This window comes from Streptomyces acidiscabies (assembly GCF_020010905.1).
Classification (GTDB): domain Bacteria; phylum Actinomycetota; class Actinomycetes; order Streptomycetales; family Streptomycetaceae; genus Streptomyces; species Streptomyces acidiscabies.
The window spans coordinates 1,050,946-1,067,675 of the sequence record NZ_JAGJBY010000002.1; the positions used below are offsets into that span (position 1 = coordinate 1,050,946).

At 71.0% G+C, this 16,730-nt stretch carries 14 protein-coding genes and 1 riboswitch; of the genes, 4 read left to right on the plus strand and 10 right to left on the minus strand.

Annotated elements, in window-relative coordinates:
- Nucleotides 1–7: 7 nt before the first annotated feature.
- Nucleotides 8–132, minus strand: a riboswitch (cobalamin riboswitch).
- A 224-nt stretch (nucleotides 133–356) separates the two neighbouring features.
- From mctP to J8M50_RS31795, 3 genes are all read right to left on the minus strand, one after another.
- Nucleotides 357–1,964, minus strand: a complete 1,608-nt coding sequence (mctP, locus tag J8M50_RS31785; RefSeq protein ID WP_010353622.1) for a monocarboxylate uptake permease MctP — start codon at nucleotides 1,962–1,964, stop codon at nucleotides 357–359.
- A complete protein-coding gene (locus J8M50_RS31790) occupies nucleotides 1,961–2,218 on the minus strand; it encodes a DUF3311 domain-containing protein (protein ID WP_029183843.1) in 258 nt (85 codons plus the stop codon). The genes mctP and J8M50_RS31790 overlap by 4 nt, the downstream gene beginning before the upstream one ends.
- A 126-nt stretch (nucleotides 2,219–2,344) precedes the next feature.
- Complete coding sequence (locus J8M50_RS31795) at nucleotides 2,345–3,109, minus strand: GntR family transcriptional regulator (RefSeq protein WP_010353620.1); 765 nt, start codon at nucleotides 3,107–3,109, stop codon at nucleotides 2,345–2,347.
- Between the two features lie 178 nt (nucleotides 3,110–3,287).
- Here J8M50_RS31795 and J8M50_RS31800 point away from each other — a divergent pair, with 178 nt between their 5' ends.
- Nucleotides 3,288–4,787: a glycoside hydrolase family 3 protein gene (locus tag J8M50_RS31800; protein WP_029183842.1), complete on the plus strand. Its 1,500-nt coding sequence runs from the start codon at nucleotides 3,288–3,290 to the stop codon at nucleotides 4,785–4,787.
- Nucleotides 4,788–4,796: 9 nt separating this feature from the next.
- Here the strand turns inward: J8M50_RS31800 and nagB are convergent, their stop codons facing one another.
- The gene (nagB, locus tag J8M50_RS31805; protein WP_010353618.1) at nucleotides 4,797–5,582 is read right to left on the minus strand and encodes a glucosamine-6-phosphate deaminase; all 786 of its coding nucleotides are present in this window, start codon (nucleotides 5,580–5,582) and stop codon (nucleotides 4,797–4,799) included.
- 522 nt (nucleotides 5,583–6,104) lie between these two features.
- On the opposite strand from nagB, the gene J8M50_RS31810 reads away from it, so the two are divergent.
- Nucleotides 6,105–7,571: a sensor histidine kinase gene (locus tag J8M50_RS31810; RefSeq protein ID WP_010353617.1), complete on the plus strand. Its 1,467-nt coding sequence runs from the start codon at nucleotides 6,105–6,107 to the stop codon at nucleotides 7,569–7,571.
- A gap of 190 nt (nucleotides 7,572–7,761) precedes the next feature.
- Here the strand turns inward: J8M50_RS31810 and J8M50_RS31815 are convergent, their stop codons facing one another.
- Together J8M50_RS31815 and J8M50_RS31820 are read right to left on the minus strand one after the other, a co-directional pair.
- Nucleotides 7,762–8,019 (minus strand): WhiB family transcriptional regulator, encoded by a 258-nt coding sequence (locus tag J8M50_RS31815; protein ID WP_010353616.1) that lies wholly within the window; start codon nucleotides 8,017–8,019, stop codon nucleotides 7,762–7,764.
- Between the two features lie 322 nt (nucleotides 8,020–8,341).
- Complete coding sequence (locus J8M50_RS31820; protein WP_010353615.1) at nucleotides 8,342–9,310, minus strand: diacylglycerol/lipid kinase family protein; 969 nt, start codon at nucleotides 9,308–9,310, stop codon at nucleotides 8,342–8,344.
- A 317-nt stretch (nucleotides 9,311–9,627) separates the two neighbouring features.
- Between J8M50_RS31820 and J8M50_RS31825 the strand changes: the two genes are divergently transcribed.
- Nucleotides 9,628–10,011 carry a hypothetical protein gene (locus J8M50_RS31825; RefSeq protein WP_063748071.1) on the plus strand — a complete coding sequence of 128 codons (384 nt, stop codon included), beginning with the start codon at nucleotides 9,628–9,630 and terminating at the stop codon, nucleotides 10,009–10,011.
- 3 nt (nucleotides 10,012–10,014) lie between these two features.
- Here the strand turns inward: J8M50_RS31825 and J8M50_RS31830 are convergent, their stop codons facing one another.
- The 3 genes from J8M50_RS31830 to J8M50_RS31840 form a co-directional block, all read right to left on the minus strand.
- Complete coding sequence (locus tag J8M50_RS31830) at nucleotides 10,015–11,055, minus strand: RNA polymerase sigma factor SigF (protein WP_040836416.1); 1,041 nt, start codon at nucleotides 11,053–11,055, stop codon at nucleotides 10,015–10,017.
- Nucleotides 11,052–11,465 carry an ATP-binding protein gene (locus J8M50_RS31835; RefSeq protein ID WP_010353612.1) on the minus strand — a complete coding sequence of 138 codons (414 nt, stop codon included), beginning with the start codon at nucleotides 11,463–11,465 and terminating at the stop codon, nucleotides 11,052–11,054. The genes J8M50_RS31830 and J8M50_RS31835 overlap by 4 nt, the downstream gene beginning before the upstream one ends.
- 251 nt (nucleotides 11,466–11,716) lie before the next feature.
- Nucleotides 11,717–11,977 carry a UBP-type zinc finger domain-containing protein gene (locus tag J8M50_RS31840; RefSeq protein WP_010353611.1) on the minus strand — a complete coding sequence of 87 codons (261 nt, stop codon included), beginning with the start codon at nucleotides 11,975–11,977 and terminating at the stop codon, nucleotides 11,717–11,719.
- Between the two features lie 68 nt (nucleotides 11,978–12,045).
- Here J8M50_RS31840 and J8M50_RS31845 point away from each other — a divergent pair, with 68 nt between their 5' ends.
- Nucleotides 12,046–13,644: a Na+/H+ antiporter gene (locus tag J8M50_RS31845; protein WP_010353610.1), complete on the plus strand. Its 1,599-nt coding sequence runs from the start codon at nucleotides 12,046–12,048 to the stop codon at nucleotides 13,642–13,644.
- Here J8M50_RS31845 and J8M50_RS31850 read toward each other — a convergent pair.
- Complete coding sequence (locus tag J8M50_RS31850; RefSeq protein ID WP_010353609.1) at nucleotides 13,595–16,729, minus strand: tetratricopeptide repeat protein; 3,135 nt, start codon at nucleotides 16,727–16,729, stop codon at nucleotides 13,595–13,597. The two genes, J8M50_RS31845 and J8M50_RS31850, sit on opposite strands and share 50 nt — an antisense overlap.
- Between the last annotated feature and the right edge of the window lies 1 nt (nucleotide 16,730).

Here is a 16,730-nt window from a genome sequence, read left to right on the forward strand (position 1 = left end):
TGTGCACGGCTGGCGCTTGCTGCCGACAGGTCCTCGGACTGACTCCTGCGCGCGTATGCGCACAAGTACACCGTTGCGGGACAGTTCCGGATTCCCACCGGATTCCCCTGCGGCGACAGCGAGCATGAGCATACATCTAGTGCCGGCCTGTCAGGTCACCCCCAGATGTTGTGTCGCGTCGGCTTCGGAGCGTCAACTGTTGGGTGGGGAGTGTGAACTCGGGAGTGTCGGGACGAAAGGACTGCGGGCCGCCGAGGGGGGTTCCCTTGGCGGCCCGCTGCGGGTCCGTCGTGGTTGCTCGCGCAGTTCCCCGCGCCCCTGGAAGGTGCGCTTCGCGCGACCTTCCAGGGGGGCAGCTAGTGGGCCGCTCCCGACGTCGCCGGGGGGAGTTCCGTCTGTACGCCCGGGTCTCCCGCGTCCGCCGTGTAGTCCGACGGGCTCGTCTCGTCGATCCCGTCCGGGGCCTTCGCCGCTCGCAGGATGAACGTCAGGACCACCGTCACCGCCACGTTCAGGACGAACGCCGTGAGGCCGATGTAGCCGATCTCGCCGATGCCCGGGATTTCCTTCGAGCTGCCGCCGAAGTGCTTCTGCGTGGGGGAAGCCACTCCGTACGCCGCGATCGTGCCGTACAGCATGCCCACCGCCCAGCCGCCCAGCAGGGCCCAGCGGTGGAACCAGCGGGTGAAGAGGCCGCCCACCAGCGCCGGGAACGTCTGGAGGATCCAGATGCCGCCCAGGAGCTGGAAGTTGATCGCCACCGTCTTGTCCATGGTGAGGACGAAGGCAAGGGCGCCCACCTTCACCAGCAGGGAGACCAGCTTGGAGACCTTCGTCTCCTGCTCAGGCGTCGCGTCGGGGCGGATGAAGTCCTTGTAGATGTTGCGGGTGAAGAGGTTGGCCGCGGCGATGGACATGATCGCGGCCGGAACCAGCGCCCCGATGCCGATCGCCGCGAACGCCACGCCCGCGAACCAGTCCGGGAACATGTCCTCGAACAGCTGGGGGATCGCCAGCTGGCCGTTCTTCACCTTCACGCCCGCCGCGATCGCCATGAACCCGAGCAGCGCGAGCAACCCCAGCATCAGGGAATACAGCGGCAGGATCGTCGTGTTGCGGCGGATGACGTTGCGGCTCCGGGACGACAGCGTCGCCGTGATCGAGTGGGGGTACATGAACAGCGCCAGCGCGGAGCCCAACGCGAGCGTGGCGTACGTCCACTGCCCCGCCTCGGCCGGCACGAGCCCCCCGGCCTTCGCGGCGGTGTACTTCTCGCTGGCCGACGCGAAGATGTCGTCGAACCCGCCGAGCTTGATCGGGATGTAGATGATCGCCACGGTGATCACGATGTAGATCAGCGTGTCCTTGACGAACGCGATCAGCGCCGGCGCCCGCAGCCCCGAGGAGTACGTGTACGCGGCCAGCACGCCGAAGGCGATCAGCAGCGGCAGGTCCTTGACGAACCAGTTCGTGTCCTCGCCCCCGCCGACCCCCATGACGTCCAGCACCGCCTGGATGCCGACGAGCTGGAGCGCGATGTACGGCATCGTCGCGAGGATCCCGGTCACCGCGACCGCGAGCGACAGCCCCTTGGACCCGAACCGCCCGCGCACGAAGTCGGACGTGGTGACGTACCCGTGCTTGTGCGAGACGGACCACAGCCGGGGCAGGAACGTGAAGATCAGGGGGTAGATGAGGACCGTGTACGGCACGGCGAAGAACCCGGCCGCCCCGGCCGCGTACACGGCTGCCGGAACCGCGACGAACGTGTACGCCGTGTACAGATCCCCGCCGAGCAGGAACCAGGTCACCCAGGTCCCGAACGACCGCCCGCCGAGCCCCCATTCGTCGAGGGAGTCGGTCTCGGCCCGGCGCCAGCGCGCCGCGAGGAACCCCATGACGGTGACCGCGAGGAAGAAGAAGATGAAGACGCCGAGCGCGACGCCGTTCACGCCGTCGTTCACTGCGACGCACCCCCCTTGCGGGCGCGCTGGTCACGCTGCCACAGCTTGTACGCGGTCATGGTCAGCGCGGTCGAGATGAGGACCCACAGCATCTGGTACCAGTAGAAGAACGGGATGCCGATGAACCGCGGGTTCACATCGGCATACGACCCGACCCACAGCAGCGCCACGAAGGGCGCGAACAGACAGACGGCGATGACGACGCGCACCGGCGTCACCACCGCTTCCTCTGCCTTCGGTGGGGTCTCTGACATCGGCGGCTCCGTCCCCTCGCTGAGATCACCAGTGATCACCACTGCAATGCGCAGGCAATCTAAGTGACGGATAAGCGCAGCGGAAGCCCTGCTGACGGATCGTCCTGAAGCTGTGTCGCGCCGTTGCTAGTCGACAGGCCGCTTGAGCCGTGCCACGAACTTGTACCGGTCCCCCCGCCACACCGACCGCACCCACTCCACGGGCTCCCCCCGCAGGTCCAGGGAGTGCCGGGACAGCATGAGCATCGGCAGCCCCACGTCCGTCCCGAGGAGCCCCGCCTCGCGCGGCGTCGCGAGCGCCGTCTCGATGGTCTCCTCGGCCTCGGCGAGCCGGACGTCGTACACCTCGGCGAGGGCGGTGTACAGGGACGTGTACTTGACGAGGGACCGGCGCAGGGCCGGGAAACGCTTGGCGCTGAGGTGCGCCGTCTCTATGGCCATCGGCTCCCCGTTGGCCATCCGCAGTCGCTCGATGCGCAGGACCCGGCCGCCGGACGCGATGTCGAGGAGCTCGGCGAGCCGGTCGTCGGCGGTGACGTACCCGATGTCGATGAGCTGCGAGGTCGGTTCGAGCCCCTGCGCGTGCATGTCCTCGGTGTACGAGGTCAGTTGGAGCGCCTGGGACACCTTCGGCTTCGCGACGAACGTGCCCTTGCCCTGGATGCGTTCGAGCCGGCCCTCGACGACGAGTTCCTGGAGGGCCTGGCGGACGGTCGTCCGGGACGTGTCGAACTCCGCCGCGAGCGTGCGTTCCGGCGGGACGGCCGTACCGGGTGCCTGCGTCTGGGTGATGTCCAGCAGATGCTTCTTCAGACGGTAGTACTTGGGCACACGCGCGGTACGGACGGTCGCTCCACCCTCGTTCTCCGCACTGCTGACGTCGGTGCTCATGGCCTGCCTTCCCGGCTCGCACGGGCCGACCTCCCGTCGGCCGCGGCTCACATCGTGGCACGGGATCGTGTGTACGGGTGCCCGTACGGCCAGGTCGGTTCCGGTCTCGGCCGGTAAGAACTCCCTGCGTACGGCGTCCCGGCCCTTGACACGGCCCTTGGTCCGGTCCAAGCTCGCGATGCTGGTCTACACCATTCGGAGGGTGGCCTTGGCGGAGACGACTGTGACCCGGGACGCCCTCGCCGTCCTCCAGCCCGGCTTCACCGGGACGACCGCCCCCGACTGGCTGCTGCGCCGCCTCGACGAGGGCCTCGCCGCCGTCGGCCTCTTCGCCCGCAACATCGCCGGTCCCCGGCAACTCGCCGACCTCACGGCCGAGTTGCGCAAGGTCCGGCCGGACGTGGTGATCGCCGTCGACGAGGAGGGGGGCGACGTCACCCGCCTCGAAGCGCGCCGGGGGTCCTCCTTCCCCGGCAGCCTCGCGCTCGGCGTCGTCGACGACACCGGCCTCACGCACTCCGTCGCCGCCGAGCTGGGGCGCCGGCTCGCCGAGTGCGGGGTCACCCTCGACTGGGCGCCCTCCGCGGACGTCAACACCGACCCCGACAACCCCGTCATCGGCGTACGCTCCTTCGGCGCCGACCCGGCGCTGGTCGCGCGGCACACCGCCGCGTACGTCGCCGGGCTCCAGTCCGCCGGGGTCGCCGCCTGCGCCAAGCACTTCCCCGGGCACGGGGACACGTCCGTCGACTCCCACGAGTCGCTGCCGCGCATCGACGTGCCGTACGAGACGCTGGCCGCCCGCGACCTGCCGCCCTTCCGCGCGGCCGTCTCCGCCGGGGTCCGCGCGATCATGACCGCCCACATCCTCACCCCCGCCCTGGACCCCACCCGCCCCGCGACCCTCTCCCGCCGCACCCTCGACCTCCTGCGCCACGACCTCGGCTACGACGGCCTGATCATCACCGACGGCATGGAGATGCGGGCGGTGGCCGACACGTACGGCGTCGAACGGGGCGCGGTCCTCGCGATCGACGCGGGGGCGGACGCGATCTGCGTGGGCGGGGGATTGTCGGACGGCGAGACGGTGATCCGCCTGCGGGACGCCCTGGTGACCGCGGTCCACACGGGAGACCTCGCGGAGGAACGGCTGGCGGAGGCGGCGGGGAGGGTACGGGCGCTGGCGCGGTGGACGACGACGGCCACGCGGGCCCACTTGGCCGCGAACCCGGGCATCGGCCTGGAGGCGGCTCGAAGAGCGCTCCGGGTGACCTGCCCGGAGAACCTCCCGCTGATGGCGCCCCCTTACGTCGCCGCCTTCACCCCGCTGGCGAACATGGCCGTGGGCGACGAGACCCCGTGGGGCCTGGCCCCGGCCCTGGCCGAACTCCTCCCCGGCACCGGCACCGGCACGTTCACGGGCCTTGAGGCGGGCCGCGAGGCCCTGTCGGCGGCGGCCGACCGCCGGATCGTCGCCGTGGTCCGCGACGAACACCGCCACCCCTGGATGTCCACGGCCCTCACCACCCTCCTCGACGCCCGCCCCGACACGGTCGTCGTGGAAATGGGCGTCCCCCACGCCACCCCCCGAGGCGCGGCCCACATCGCGACGTACGGCGCGGCGAGGGTGTGCGGCTGGGCTGCGGCGGAGGTGATCGCGGGGGTGCGGGGCGCTTAGGGGACCTTCTCAGATCCCCTGCCACTCCGGCTTGTTGTCGAACGTGTGCCGGAAATAGTCCGCCAGCTTCAGCTTCGACGCCGCCGCCTCGTCCGCCACGATCGTCGCGTGCGGGTGGAGCTGGAGCGCCGAGGCGGGGCAGATCGCTGCCACGGGGCCTTCGACGGTGGCCGCCACCGCGTCCGCCTTGCCCTCGCCCGTGGCCAGGAGGACCAGGTGGCGGGCCTCCAGGATCGTGCCGATGCCCTGGGTGATGACGTGGTGGGGGACCTGGGCGATGTCGTCGTCGAAGAAGCGGGCGTTGTCGACGCGGGTCTGCTGCGTGAGGGTCTTGATGCGGGTGCGGGAGGAGAGCGAGGAGCAGGGCTCGTTGAAGCCGATGTGGCCGTCCGTACCGATGCCGAGGAGCTGGAGGTCCACCCCGCCGGCCTCCGCGAGCGCACGGTCGTACGTCGCGCACGCCGCCTGGATGTCGTCCGCCGCGCCGTCCGGCCCGAGGAAGGCGGACATCGGGATGCCGAGCGGCGTGAGGACCTCGCGGCGCAGGACCGAGCGGTAGGACTCGGGGTGCTCGGCGGGCAGTCCCACGTACTCGTCGAGCTGCGCTATCCGTACGGCGGAGACGTCCGCCCCGCCCGCGCGGACCCGCGCCGCGAGCGCCTGGTAGACCGGCAGCGGAGTGGACCCCGTGGCCACCCCGAGCAGGGCGTCGGGCTTACGGCCCACCAGCCGCGCAATGGCCTCGGCGACGAGCTCCCCGCCGGCGGCGGCGTCCGGGACGATCACAACTTCCACGCTGGCCTGCCGTTCTGAGGACGATCCGAAAAGGACATGTGGTTTAGACCACTCTAATCTAGCCGACCCCTTCCGGCCTCGGGGGTGTCGTCCGTCTGTCGGTCCGCTGAACATCCGCCGGAATCCGCCCGGGGACCGCCGAAATTGCCCCGCCGATCAGTCCCCCCACGGGAACCCGCACAGGCTAGGCTGCGTTGGAACGTGCAGAGCGTTCGACTCATTACGGCTTCCGCTCTCCCCGCACAGGAGGGCGGACCGAGGACCCGGTGCTCTCTGCCCTGACTGCTCCGGTTCCTCACCTTTCGGCCGATCGGGACCGCACACCCCGTGGCCGGGATTGCTCCGGGCTGCGGTGCCGCGAGGGTTGAGGGTCCCTCCAGGCGCCGCGGCCCGCGGGTGTTTCCGGGGGCATACTCCCGGGCGCTCCCCGGGTATGCCGTGACGATGGGATTCAGCACATCGTACGAACGCCGTATTTCAGCCAGCGACAAACCGGCGGGTACGCTCGCCCATGTGCCCTCCATGAACGAACTCGTACGCCAGCACACAGCCCTGGACGACTCCGACCTGGAGTGGCTGCACCTGCTGGTCTCGGAGTGGCAGCTGCTCTCCGACCTCTCCTTCGCCGACCTGGTGCTGTGGGTCCCGACGAGCGACGGCACGCGGTACGTCTCGGTGGCGCAGATGCGCCCCAACACGGGCCCCACCTCCTATCAGGACGACATGGTCGGCCACCTGGTTCCCCGCGGCCGGCGCCCGCTGCTCGACGTCGCCCTCGACGAGGGCCGTATCGTCCGCGAGGGCGACCCGGAGTGGCGCGAGGAGGTCCCCGTACGGGTCGAGTCGATCCCCGTACGGCGTGAGGGCCGCGTCCTCGGTGTCATCGCGCGCAACACGAACCTGCTGACCGTCCGCACCCCGAGCCGTCTGGAGCTGACCTACCTCCAGAGCGCCTCCGACCTCGCGCAGATGATCGCGGCGGGCGCGTTCCCGTTCGCCGGCCAGCAGATGGACATGGACGCCGCGCCCCGCGCCGGTGACGGCCTGATCCGCCTCGACGCGGACGGCATCGTGCAGTACGCCTCGCCGAACGCCCTCTCCGCGTACCACCGCATGGGCCTCGCCTCCGACCTCGTGGGCCACAACCTCGGGCTGACGACGGCCGAACTCGCGCCCACGCGCGGGCCGGTGGACGAGGCGCTCGCCAAGGTCGCGAGCGGCTGGGCGCCCCGTGAGTTCGAGGTCGAGGCGAACGACGGGGTGATCCAGTTCCGCGCGATCCCCCTCAAGCCCAAGGGCACGCGCATCGGTTCGCTGGTCCTGCTCCGGGACGTGACCGAACTGCGCCGCCGCGAGCGGGAGTTGATCACGAAGGACGCGACCATCCGGGAGATCCACCACCGGGTGAAGAACAACCTCCAGACGGTGGCCGCCCTGCTCAGGCTCCAGGCCCGCCGGATCGAGTCCGAGCGGGGGCGCGAGGCGCTGGAGGAGGCGGTGCGGCGGGTCGGGTCGATCGCCATCGTCCACGAGACGCTGTCTCAGAACCTGGACGAGCGCGTGGAGTTCGACGAGATCGCCGACCGGGTGCTCGCGATGGTCGCCGAGATCTCGCCGGGCAAGGTGACCGGGCGGCGCACCGGGCGGTTCGGGATTCTCGACGCCGAGGTGGCCACGCCGCTGTCGATGGTCCTCACCGAGATCCTCCAGAACGCGCTGGAGCACGGCTTCCGCGAGGGGGAGACCGGGACCGTCGAGGTGACGGCCGTGCGCGGCGGCACGACGAAGGACGCGCGGCTGCTCGTCACCGTCCAGGACGACGGGGTGGGGCTGCCCGAGGGGTTCGACCCGCAGGTCTCCGGCAACCTGGGGCTCCAGATCGTACGGACCCTGGTGGAGGGGGAGTTGGGGGGCAGCTTCGACATGGTGCCGGGGCCCGAGGGGGGTACGCGGGTGATCCTGGACGTGCCGGTGCGGGCGCAGAAGTGACGGCCGCCGGACAGCAAAGAGCCCCGGACCCATGCGGGCCGGGGCTAGTGCTCCCTGCTGCGGTACTCGTGCATGTGGTGCAAGTCGTACTGAGCGCTTGGGGGTACTGCGCGCTGCGGTTCGGGGGCGGGAGCTGCGTACGTGCTGTACGCGCCGCCAACCTCAGGCTGTTTTCCGCGGGGCGGACGGGTCAGGCGGTGGCCTGACGGGCCCGGTTGCGGGCGGCGCGGCGCTTCATCGCACGACGCTCGTCCTCGCTGAGACCACCCCAGACGCCGGAGTCCTGACCGGACTCGAGCGCCCACTGCAGACACTGGTCCATGACGGGACAGCGGCGGCAGACGGCCTTGGCTTCCTCGATCTGCAGCAGCGCAGGACCGGTGTTGCCGATGGGGAAGAAGAGCTCGGGGTCTTCCTCGCGGCAAACGGCGTTGTGACGCCAGTCCATGGCTGCTACCTCTCCTTGGGTGTTACGTGCAGGTTGCTTGTGAATGTGAACGCTTTCACGAATCCCTCAACAAGGGAAGGGCCACCAGCCAGATACGCCTGGCGCGGTCCTGGTGTCGTGAAGAGGGGTTCCGGTGATCAGTGGATGCCGGTGTTGCGGGCTGTCCCGATCGCCACGTAGAGACTCGCAAACCTCAGCGGCGGATACAACCCCTTCTGGAAAGTTTTTTTTGATTCCTCGGTGTCGACTGGGTCACAGCCGTACTTCCAAGGGGTGGACCCTGGCCTAAACGTTCGAGTGAAAGGACTTCCGCCCTTTCTGCTCACACAATCACACGCAGTGCCCGGCGTACGCCTGTGAACGTCACGCTGGTTCGCAGTCCGAGGTGGTCTCCGTCCATCTGGAGCGGGAGTGGCACCTTCGAATGCAAGGTGAACTGGTCCACGTCATGGAGGGAGACCGCGTGCTTGCCCTGGGGGCCCTTCTCGGGGGACGAAAGGAGCAATTGGGTCGCATACCGGGCAAGTGCGGGGCCGGACAGGCGGCTGAGACCCAGTACGTCGAGGGCAGTATCGAACGAGGCCTTAGGTGACGCGTACACCGGGCGATTGCCCAGATAGGTCCACGGAGCCGTGTTGCAGACTATGGACATCACCAAATCGGTCACGGGTTCTTCTCCGGCCCGTTCGAGGGTGATCGTTCCGTGTCGCCGGTGCGGTTCTCCGAAAAACTGACGGAGTGCCTGCTGAAGGTAAAGAGCGTGTGTGGATTTCCTTCCACGTTCCCGTTGTTGCTCCACCCGGCCGATGACTTTCGCGTCGAATCCCAGGCCGGCGTTGAAGGTGAACCACCGTGCGGGGACGGCCTCGTCCTCCGTCCCCGGGGTGCCCGACGCCAAACCCAGGCCCACGGTCCGCTCGCTGCCCTGCCGCAGCGCGTCCAGCAGGGCGCCGGTCGCCTCCACGGGGTCGTTCGGCAGGCCCAGGGCTCTCGCGAACACGTTCGTCGATCCGCCGGGGACGACCGCGAGGCCCGGCAGCCGCTCGGGGTCGGGGCCGCCGGTGAGGAGGCCGTTCACGACCTCGTTGATCGTGCCGTCGCCCCCCAGTGCGACGACCAGATCGATGTCCGAACTCGTCGCCGCCTGCCGGCCGAGGTCCCTCGCGTGTCCGCGGTACTCCGTGGTCACCGCTTCCAGCTTCATCTCGCTCGCCAGCGCGTGGATCAGGACATCGCGCGTACGCGCACTCGTAGTCGTCGCCGCCGGATTGACCACAAGAAGTGCACGCATGGATTGCAGCGTACCTACTGGGTGGTACCGGGCACAGGTCGAGGTAGGGGAGGGGTAAGAGATCAGGACGTGAGTCTCGACACGGGGCGGGGGCGTGTGGAGGTGGACGGGGGGCGTGCGGGTGGGCGGGTGCTTCGGGGGACCGGGGTTCCGACGCGGGGAGCCGTGCCTCGGGGGCGGCCCGATACGCTTCAGGCGTGAGCAGTGAAAAGGCGCCCAAGCCCTCCCGGAACCCCGACGCGGCGGAGGGGACGGCCCCCACGGCCCCCACGGCCCCCACGGCTCCCACGGCTCCCGACGGGCCCCGGCCCCGCAGGCTGACGTACGCCGCTGTGCTGGCCGGTCTTGAGGGCGTGGCGTTGCTGGCGGGCGGGGTGTGGATGCTGGTCGTGGGCGTCAGCGGGGACGCGGACGACCGTCAGGGCGCGGTCACCGGAGGGATCACCCTCGCCGTCCTTGCCCTGCTGCCGCTGCTCGCCGCGCGGGGCCTGCTGAACCGCCGCAGCTGGAGCCGGGGCCCCGCCGTGGTCACCCAGGTCATGGCCCTGCCGGTGGCCTACAACCTGCTCCAAGCCGACAGCGTCGCCATCCCGGCGGGGATCGCCCTGGGTGTCGTGGCGATCGTGGCCCTGGTCCTGCTGGTCAACCCCGAGACGACCCGGGCCCTGGGGATCCGGGGCCCGGGCAACGCTCAGGAATAACCCTTACTCCTCCACCAGCAGCTTCTCCCGGAGCTGGGCCAGGGTGCGGGCCAGCAGGCGGGAGACGTGCATCTGGGAGATGCCGACCTCCTGGGCGATCTGCGACTGGGTCATGTTGCCGAAGAAGCGCAGCAGGAGGATCCGCTTCTCCCGGGGCGGGAGGTCCTCCAGCAGGGGCTTGAGGGACTCGCGGTACTCGACGCCCTCCAGCGCCTCGTCCTCAGCGCCCAGGGTGTCCGCCACCGCCGGGGACTCGTCGTCCGTGTCGGGGACGTCCAGGGAGAGGGTCGAGTACGCGTTCGCGGACTCCAGGCCCTCCAGGACCTCCTCCTCCGAGATCGCCAGTTTCTCGGCGAGTTCGTGGACCGTGGGGGAGCGGCCGTGGAGCTGGGAGAGCTCGGCGGTCGCGGTGGTCAGCGACAGGCGCAGTTCCTGGAGGCGGCGCGGGACGCGGACGGCCCAGCCCTTGTCGCGGAAGTGCCGCTTGATCTCGCCGACGACCGTCGGGGTCGCGTACGTGGAGAACTCGACGCCGCGGTCGGGGTCGAAGCGGTCCACGGACTTGATGAGCCCGATCGTGGCGACCTGGGTCAGGTCGTCCAGCGGCTCGCCCCGGTTGCGGAACCTGCGCGCGAGGTGTTCGACGAGCGGCAGATGCATCCGCACCAGCCGGTTGCGCAGCTCCGCGTACTCGGGACTGTCGTCCGCGAGGCCGCGCAGCACGACGAAGAGTGCCCGCGCCTCGCTGCGGTCCTGATGACCATGTGGCACGGCGGCCACGCCGCCCTGCTGATCGTCTCGCTCGTGCTCGCTCATCGTCCCGCCCGTCGCCCTTTGTCGAGCCGTTCTCCCGGCCCGGCCAGGGGTGCCCTGCGCACCGTCCCGCTCCCGCCCTTCGCCGCCCGGAGTGTGCTCCTCCGGATGCGGCCGGGCCTGTTCGGGAATGCCGTCGACGCCGTCCGCCGTCCGCCGCAGGAAGCCCTCCTCGGTCGGCAGGCGCGCGCCCCGCTCATCGCCTTGCACCGGCCCGTCCCCGTCCCTCACGCCGGCCCGGGGCCCGCGCCGCGCTGTTTGTAGAGGCTGATCGAGACGGTCTTGTCGTCGTCGACGGCGGAGGACACCTTGCCCGCGAGCGCGGACAGCACGGTCCACGCGAACGTGTCCCGCGCGGGTGCGTGGCCGTCCGTCGTCGGCGCGGAGACGGTCACCTCCAGCGAGTCGTCGACGAGGCGGAACACGCAGCCGAGCACCGAACCGGGCACGGCCTGCTGGAGCAGGATCGCGCACGCCTCGTCCACCGCGATGCGCAGGTCCTCGATCTCGTCCAGGGTGAAGTCCAAACGGGCCGCGAGGCCGGCCGTGGCCGTCCGCAGCACCGACAGGTAGGCACCCGCGGCCGGCAGCCGGACTTCCACGAAGTCCTGGGTCGCGGGCTCGCCTGCGATCTGGGACACCCTCACCTCCAAGGTGGTACAAGCTGTTCGGGCCGAGGGTCGTCGCCCCCCGGAGTAACGCGAAGTGTGGTGCAGCGGTGACGCTATCGCGCTCACCAGCGTCCTGTCCCGGGACCCCGACCCCATGGCGTCACTCACAGTAAAACTCTGAATACGCTCCGTGTCTAGGGGGTCCGCGGGCCCAAATCGGAAGAGCGCGCGCCGGGTTGACGTACCCCGGCATCAGACTCTCGAACCGTACCCGCTCCCGATCACACCAGGACGTGATCCACGAAGCACCACCGCCAGTCCTCGCCGGGCTCGAACGTCCGCATCACCGGATGGCCCGTCTCGTCGTGGTGGCGCGTAGCGTGCCGGCCGGGTGAGGTGTCGCAGCAGCCGACGTGCCCGCACGTCAGGCACAGACGCAACTGCACCGGGTGGGTACCGTCGCGCAGGCACTCCGGACACGTCTCGTTCAGCGGCGTGGGATCCGGGTGCGGCAGCGTGTCCGCGTGCGTGCACTGTTTCATGATTGCCAGGTTACGACGGCCGTACGGACGACCGCGCGGAAAAACCGAGGAACGAGGGTGGGCCCGACATGGATGTGATGCCGCTGCTCCTGCTGGTGGCGGGCAGCGCCGCGTTCGCGGCGGCGGCCCGCCGTACGCCCGTACCCGCGCCCCTGCTGCTGGTCGCGGTCGGCCTGGTGGTGTCGTACGTCCCCGGGGTCCCCGACTACACCCTCGACCCGGACGTCGTCCTCCCGCTGCTCCTGCCGCCCCTGCTGTACACGTCCGCCGCCGACAGCTCGTACCTCGACCTGCGCGCGCAGGTACGGCCCGTCGCGCTGCTGTCGGTCGGGTACGTGCTGTTCGCGACGCTCGCCGTCGGGTGGGCCGTGTACGAGCTGGTCCCGGGGATGCCGCTGACCGCAGCGCTCGTCCTGGGAGCCGTCGTCGCGCCCCCGGACGCCGTCGCCGCCACCGCCGTCGCCCGGCGCGTGGGGCTGCCGTCGCGGATCACGACGATCCTCCAGGGCGAGTCCCTCCTCAACGACGCGACCGCGATCACCGCGTACAAGGTCGCTGTCGCCGCTGCCGTCGGGGAAGGCGCGTCCTGGGCGGGCGGGATCGGGGAGTTCCTGCTGGCCGCCGTCGGCGGGACCGTCGTGGGGCTCGTCCTGATGGCGCCCCTGCACTGGCTGCGCACCCGCCTCAAGGAACCCCTCCTCCAGAACACGCTCTCCCTGCTGATCCCCTTCGTCGCGTACTCCACCGCCGAGCAGTTCCACGCGTCCGGGGTGATCGCCGTCGTCGTGGTCGCGCTGTATCTCGGCCACCGCGCGTGGGAGGTCGACTTCGCCACCCGGCTCCAGGAGCACGCCGTGTGGAAGATGGTCGCCTTCGTCCTGGAGTCCGCCGTCTTCGCCCTCATCGGCCTCCAGCTCCCGGTCGTCCTCAAGGGGCTCGACGAGTACGACGGTGCCGACGCCGCCTGGTACGCCGTGGCCGTGTTCCTCGTGGTCGTCGCCGCGCGGTTCCTGTGGGTGTTCCCGGCGACCTTCCTGCCGCGCCTGCTGTCCAAACGCATCCGTGAGCGCGAGGACAATCCGACCTGGCGCGGGCCCGTGGTCATCGGGTGGGCCGGGATGCGCGGGGTCGTCTCGCTGGCCATCGCGTTCTCCGTGCCGCTGACGCTCCACCACAGCGAAGAACCGTTTCCCGAACGGGACCTGGTGCTGTTCCTGACGTTCACGACCGTCATCGGGACGCTCGTCCTCCAGGGGGTGACGCTGCCCCCGCTGATCCGGCTCCTGAAGTTCCCCGAGGCGGACACGCGCGCGGCGACCCTCGCGGAGGCCAACGCGCAGGCGCAGGCGTCCCGCGTCGCCGAGCAGCGGCTCGACGAGCTGCTCTCCGACGAACGCAACGCGCTGCCGCCGCCGCTGGCCGACCGGCTGCGGTCGGTCCTGGAGCGGCGTCGCAACGCCGTGTGGGAGCGGCTGGGGCAGGCGAACCCGGTGACCGGGGAGAGCGTCGACGAGACGTACCGGCGGCTGTCGCGGGAGATGATCAGCGCGGAGCGGGAGATGTTCGTGCGGCTGCGGGACGGTCGGTACATCGACGACGAGATGTTGCGGACGTTGCTCAGGCGGCTGGATCTGGAGGAAGCGGCGGCTTATCGGGAGGCGGAGTGAGGGCTTCCTGTACGCGCGCGTGGGTGTCCAGGGCGGCGGCGCGTTCGTCCGGGAGGGCGTCGTCGGGGAGGGTCGCCAGGACAGCGAGGGCCTCGGCGGAGAGGTGTTCGGCGGCCTCGTAGCGGTCGGTGAACAGCAGGTAGAAGCGCGCCTGTGCGTCGAGGGCCCACAACAGCTCGTCCGTGCCCTCGCCGGTCTCACGGAACACTCTGCGCAAGATCTGCGCGGCCTTGGTGTACACGCGGAACGCGACCGGCGGACTGCTGACGGAGATCAGCGACCGGGCCTGGAGGCGGAAGGCCGAGCCGAGCAGGAGCAGGTGTTCGCGGCCTTGGTCACGTACGAGTACGCGGGCCGCCGTGACGGCTTCGTCCGCGGCTTGCCGGCTCTCCGCCCCCTCGGTGAGATTGGCCAGGACAAGGAGGATCTCCACGTAGTCCGACAGGTGGGCCTCGGGACGGACACGGGCCAGCGGGCGCCGGACGGACAGGTCCTCCCGGGCGGCCTCGACCAGTGCGGGTTCGTCGTCGAGAGCCGCCAGGATCTGCACCATGTGGTCCAGCGTGGAGGCCAGTTCCGCGAGGTAGGCGTCCGGTTCCTCCTCGGCGGCCGACCTGCGCACCCGCAGCGACTCCTCGGCCGTCCTGAGCGCCCTCTCCGGATCGCCCGCGCGGTACTGGTGCCGGGACAGCGTGCTGAGTGAGCGGGCGAGGCTGGGGAGCAACTGCGGGTGACGGCCCGACAGTTCCCGCCGCAGGGCGACGGAGTCCCGCGCCCGCTCCAGCGCCTCGCCGAGCCGGCCGCAGTCGGCGAGGCCGTAGGAGAGGTTGTTCAGCGTCGCGGCGACGGCCTCCGTCCAGACGTCGGGCTCCTCCGAGTCCGGCACCCTGGACAGCTCCCGGAGCGCTTTCTCGCCCTCGGTGACGGACTCCTCCGGCCGCCCGAGCGAGTTGAGCTCACGGGACCGCTGGCCCAGCAGCGCCCCCCGCAGCCACGCCGGGGCGTCCGGGACGCTGTCCAGGAGGGCCAGCGCCGACACCGTGGTCTCCAGCGCCTTCGCGTGCTGCCCGGCGGCCACGAGGCGTCCGGCGAGGTTGTGCAGCGATCCCGCGCGCGCGAGCGGTGAGCGTTCCTCCCCCAGGTCCACCAACAGCTGCTGGAGCCGCACACTCCACGACACCAGCGCCTGGCTCAGAAATGGCATCCGATTGGCCAGCTCCACCAACTGCTCGTCCGGCATCAGCTCTTCGTCCAGGATCACCTCCAACGCCCCCACCAGCACCGCAGGTTCCGCACTGCGCCGCACCGCCCCCAGCAACCGGGGCGCCAACATCCCCGGCGCCGCGCGCACGGCGTCGTACACAACCCCCGCGACGCCCTCCACGCGCGCGGACGCACGACTGAGCACCAACAGGGCGTTGATCATCTCCTCGTTGTCCAGGACGCCGATCAGCCGCAGGAAGATCTCCGGCTCGTCGGCCACGCGCGTGCCCACGAGGTACTCGCCCAGCGGGTCGGGTTCCAGCACACCCCAGTGCGCGGCGCCCCCCTCCGGCCTCGGGTACAGGTCCCGCAGCCAGTCGGCGACAGCCCGCCGTACCGCCTCCGGCTGATCCCCGACGCGCGGCACGTGCGCGAGGACGGCGTGGGCGCGCTCGCGCGGGACGGGGCCGACGAGGGTGGCCGTGACGACGGCGTTGCGGAGGGCCGCTTCGCCGAGGGCGTTCAGCGGGGCGTCCCGGGAGGCGGTCTTCCAGTACGCCGCCTCGTGCCGCAGGAGCGTGTCCTGGGCCGCCGTCCCTGCCGAGGGGGCCAGGAGGCTCGCCAGGGCCGCCATATGGATCTCCAGGACGGTCCTGGGGGGCCTGGCGGGCGCCTCCCCGGGTGCGGGTGCCACTGGCAGCCCCAGAGCCGCCACACCGCGCGCCAGGTCCGTCACGGCCGTACGGAACACCTCGCGCGCGTCCGCGCCCAGGGACTCCGTGCCGGTGATGGACCAGCGGCGAGCGTTCTCGGCGAGGTCGGCCGCCTCCGGGCCGTGCGCGCGGAGTTCGTCCCACCAGCGGCCCTGCGCGCGGGCGATGAGGAGGACACGCACGCGCGGGCGCCGGGCGACGATCTCCAGGAGGGCGCCGAGTTGGCCGACGCGGCTCTCGGCGTAGTCCACGACGAGCAGCACGGGCGCCGTCGTCGAGGCGAACAGGGCGTCCGGTACGGCGCTGCGCGCCAGGTGGACGACGGCGTGCCGGGAGGCGGCGAGGCGGTGGCCCAGTTCCCGTGCCACCCGGGACTTGCCAGCGCCGCCCGCGCCGGTCAGCAGGGCGAGGGAGACGCCGTCGCCGTCCTGGCACCAGGCCGTCAGCTCGGCGAGCAACTCCGTGCGGCCCGTGAAGCGGACCGTCTCCGCGCGCGGGTGCAGCAGGAGGGCGACGGAGGCGGGGACCAGGGGCGCCGAGGGCTGGGCCCGGTCCGCGAACTCGGCGGGCTCCAACTGGGCGTCCTGGCCGGTGTGTTCACGCAGGAGGTCCCGGAAGCCGGGGTCGGCGAGCAGGACGTACGCCGGGACGGCCTCCAAGCGGCTGTGCTGCCAGTCGGGGAGGTCGGCGACGGCCACGCCGACCAGGAGGTCCCGGCACCAGACGGCGCCGCCGGACAGGCCCGCCCAGGGGGAGGCGCCTTCCGGCGGGGTGCCGGTGAGGTTCAGGACGTACCGGTCGCGCTCCACGGCGTCCAGCGGGTCCAGTTCGCCCCGGAAGGGACGCGACCCGACCTGGTCACCGGGGCCCGCGGCGAAGCCGAGGAGGGTGACGCCGGCCGGCTCCGACGTGACCAGCGTCCCCCAGCGCACCGGTTCGACGCCCGGGAGGACGTCCTCGTCCGCGAGGAGCAGCGCCGCGTCGTAGTGCCGGTCGAAGCGGGACCAGACGACCTCGCAGCGTACGGCGGGGGTGCGGGGCGTGCGGACCGTCGCGTGCGTGCGCTCGCGCAGGACGTGGGCCGCCGTGAGGACCAGGCGCGGGGCGAGGACGAGGCCCGAGCCCTGGCCCGCCGCCTCCACCAGGGCGGCCCGGAGCCGGTCCGGCACG

Coding starts and splice junctions, on each gene's coding strand:
- J8M50_RS31815 (WP_010353616.1), bottom strand. CDS start 8,019: ATGGACTGGCGTCACAACGCCGTTTGCCGCGAGGAAGACCCCGAGCTC.
- J8M50_RS31810 (WP_010353617.1), top strand. CDS start 6,105: ATGAACGAACTCGTACGCCAGCACACAGCCCTGGACGACTCCGACCTG.
- J8M50_RS31820 (WP_010353615.1), bottom strand. CDS start 9,310: ATGCGTGCACTTCTTGTGGTCAATCCGGCGGCGACGACTACGAGTGCG.
- J8M50_RS31845 (WP_010353610.1), top strand. CDS start 12,046: ATGGATGTGATGCCGCTGCTCCTGCTGGTGGCGGGCAGCGCCGCGTTC.
- J8M50_RS31800 (WP_029183842.1), top strand. CDS start 3,288: ATGCTGGTCTACACCATTCGGAGGGTGGCCTTGGCGGAGACGACTGTG.
- J8M50_RS31795 (WP_010353620.1), bottom strand. CDS start 3,109: ATGAGCACCGACGTCAGCAGTGCGGAGAACGAGGGTGGAGCGACCGTC.
- J8M50_RS31790 (WP_029183843.1), bottom strand. CDS start 2,218: ATGTCAGAGACCCCACCGAAGGCAGAGGAAGCGGTGGTGACGCCGGTG.
- J8M50_RS31840 (WP_010353611.1), bottom strand. CDS start 11,977: ATGAAACAGTGCACGCACGCGGACACGCTGCCGCACCCGGATCCCACG.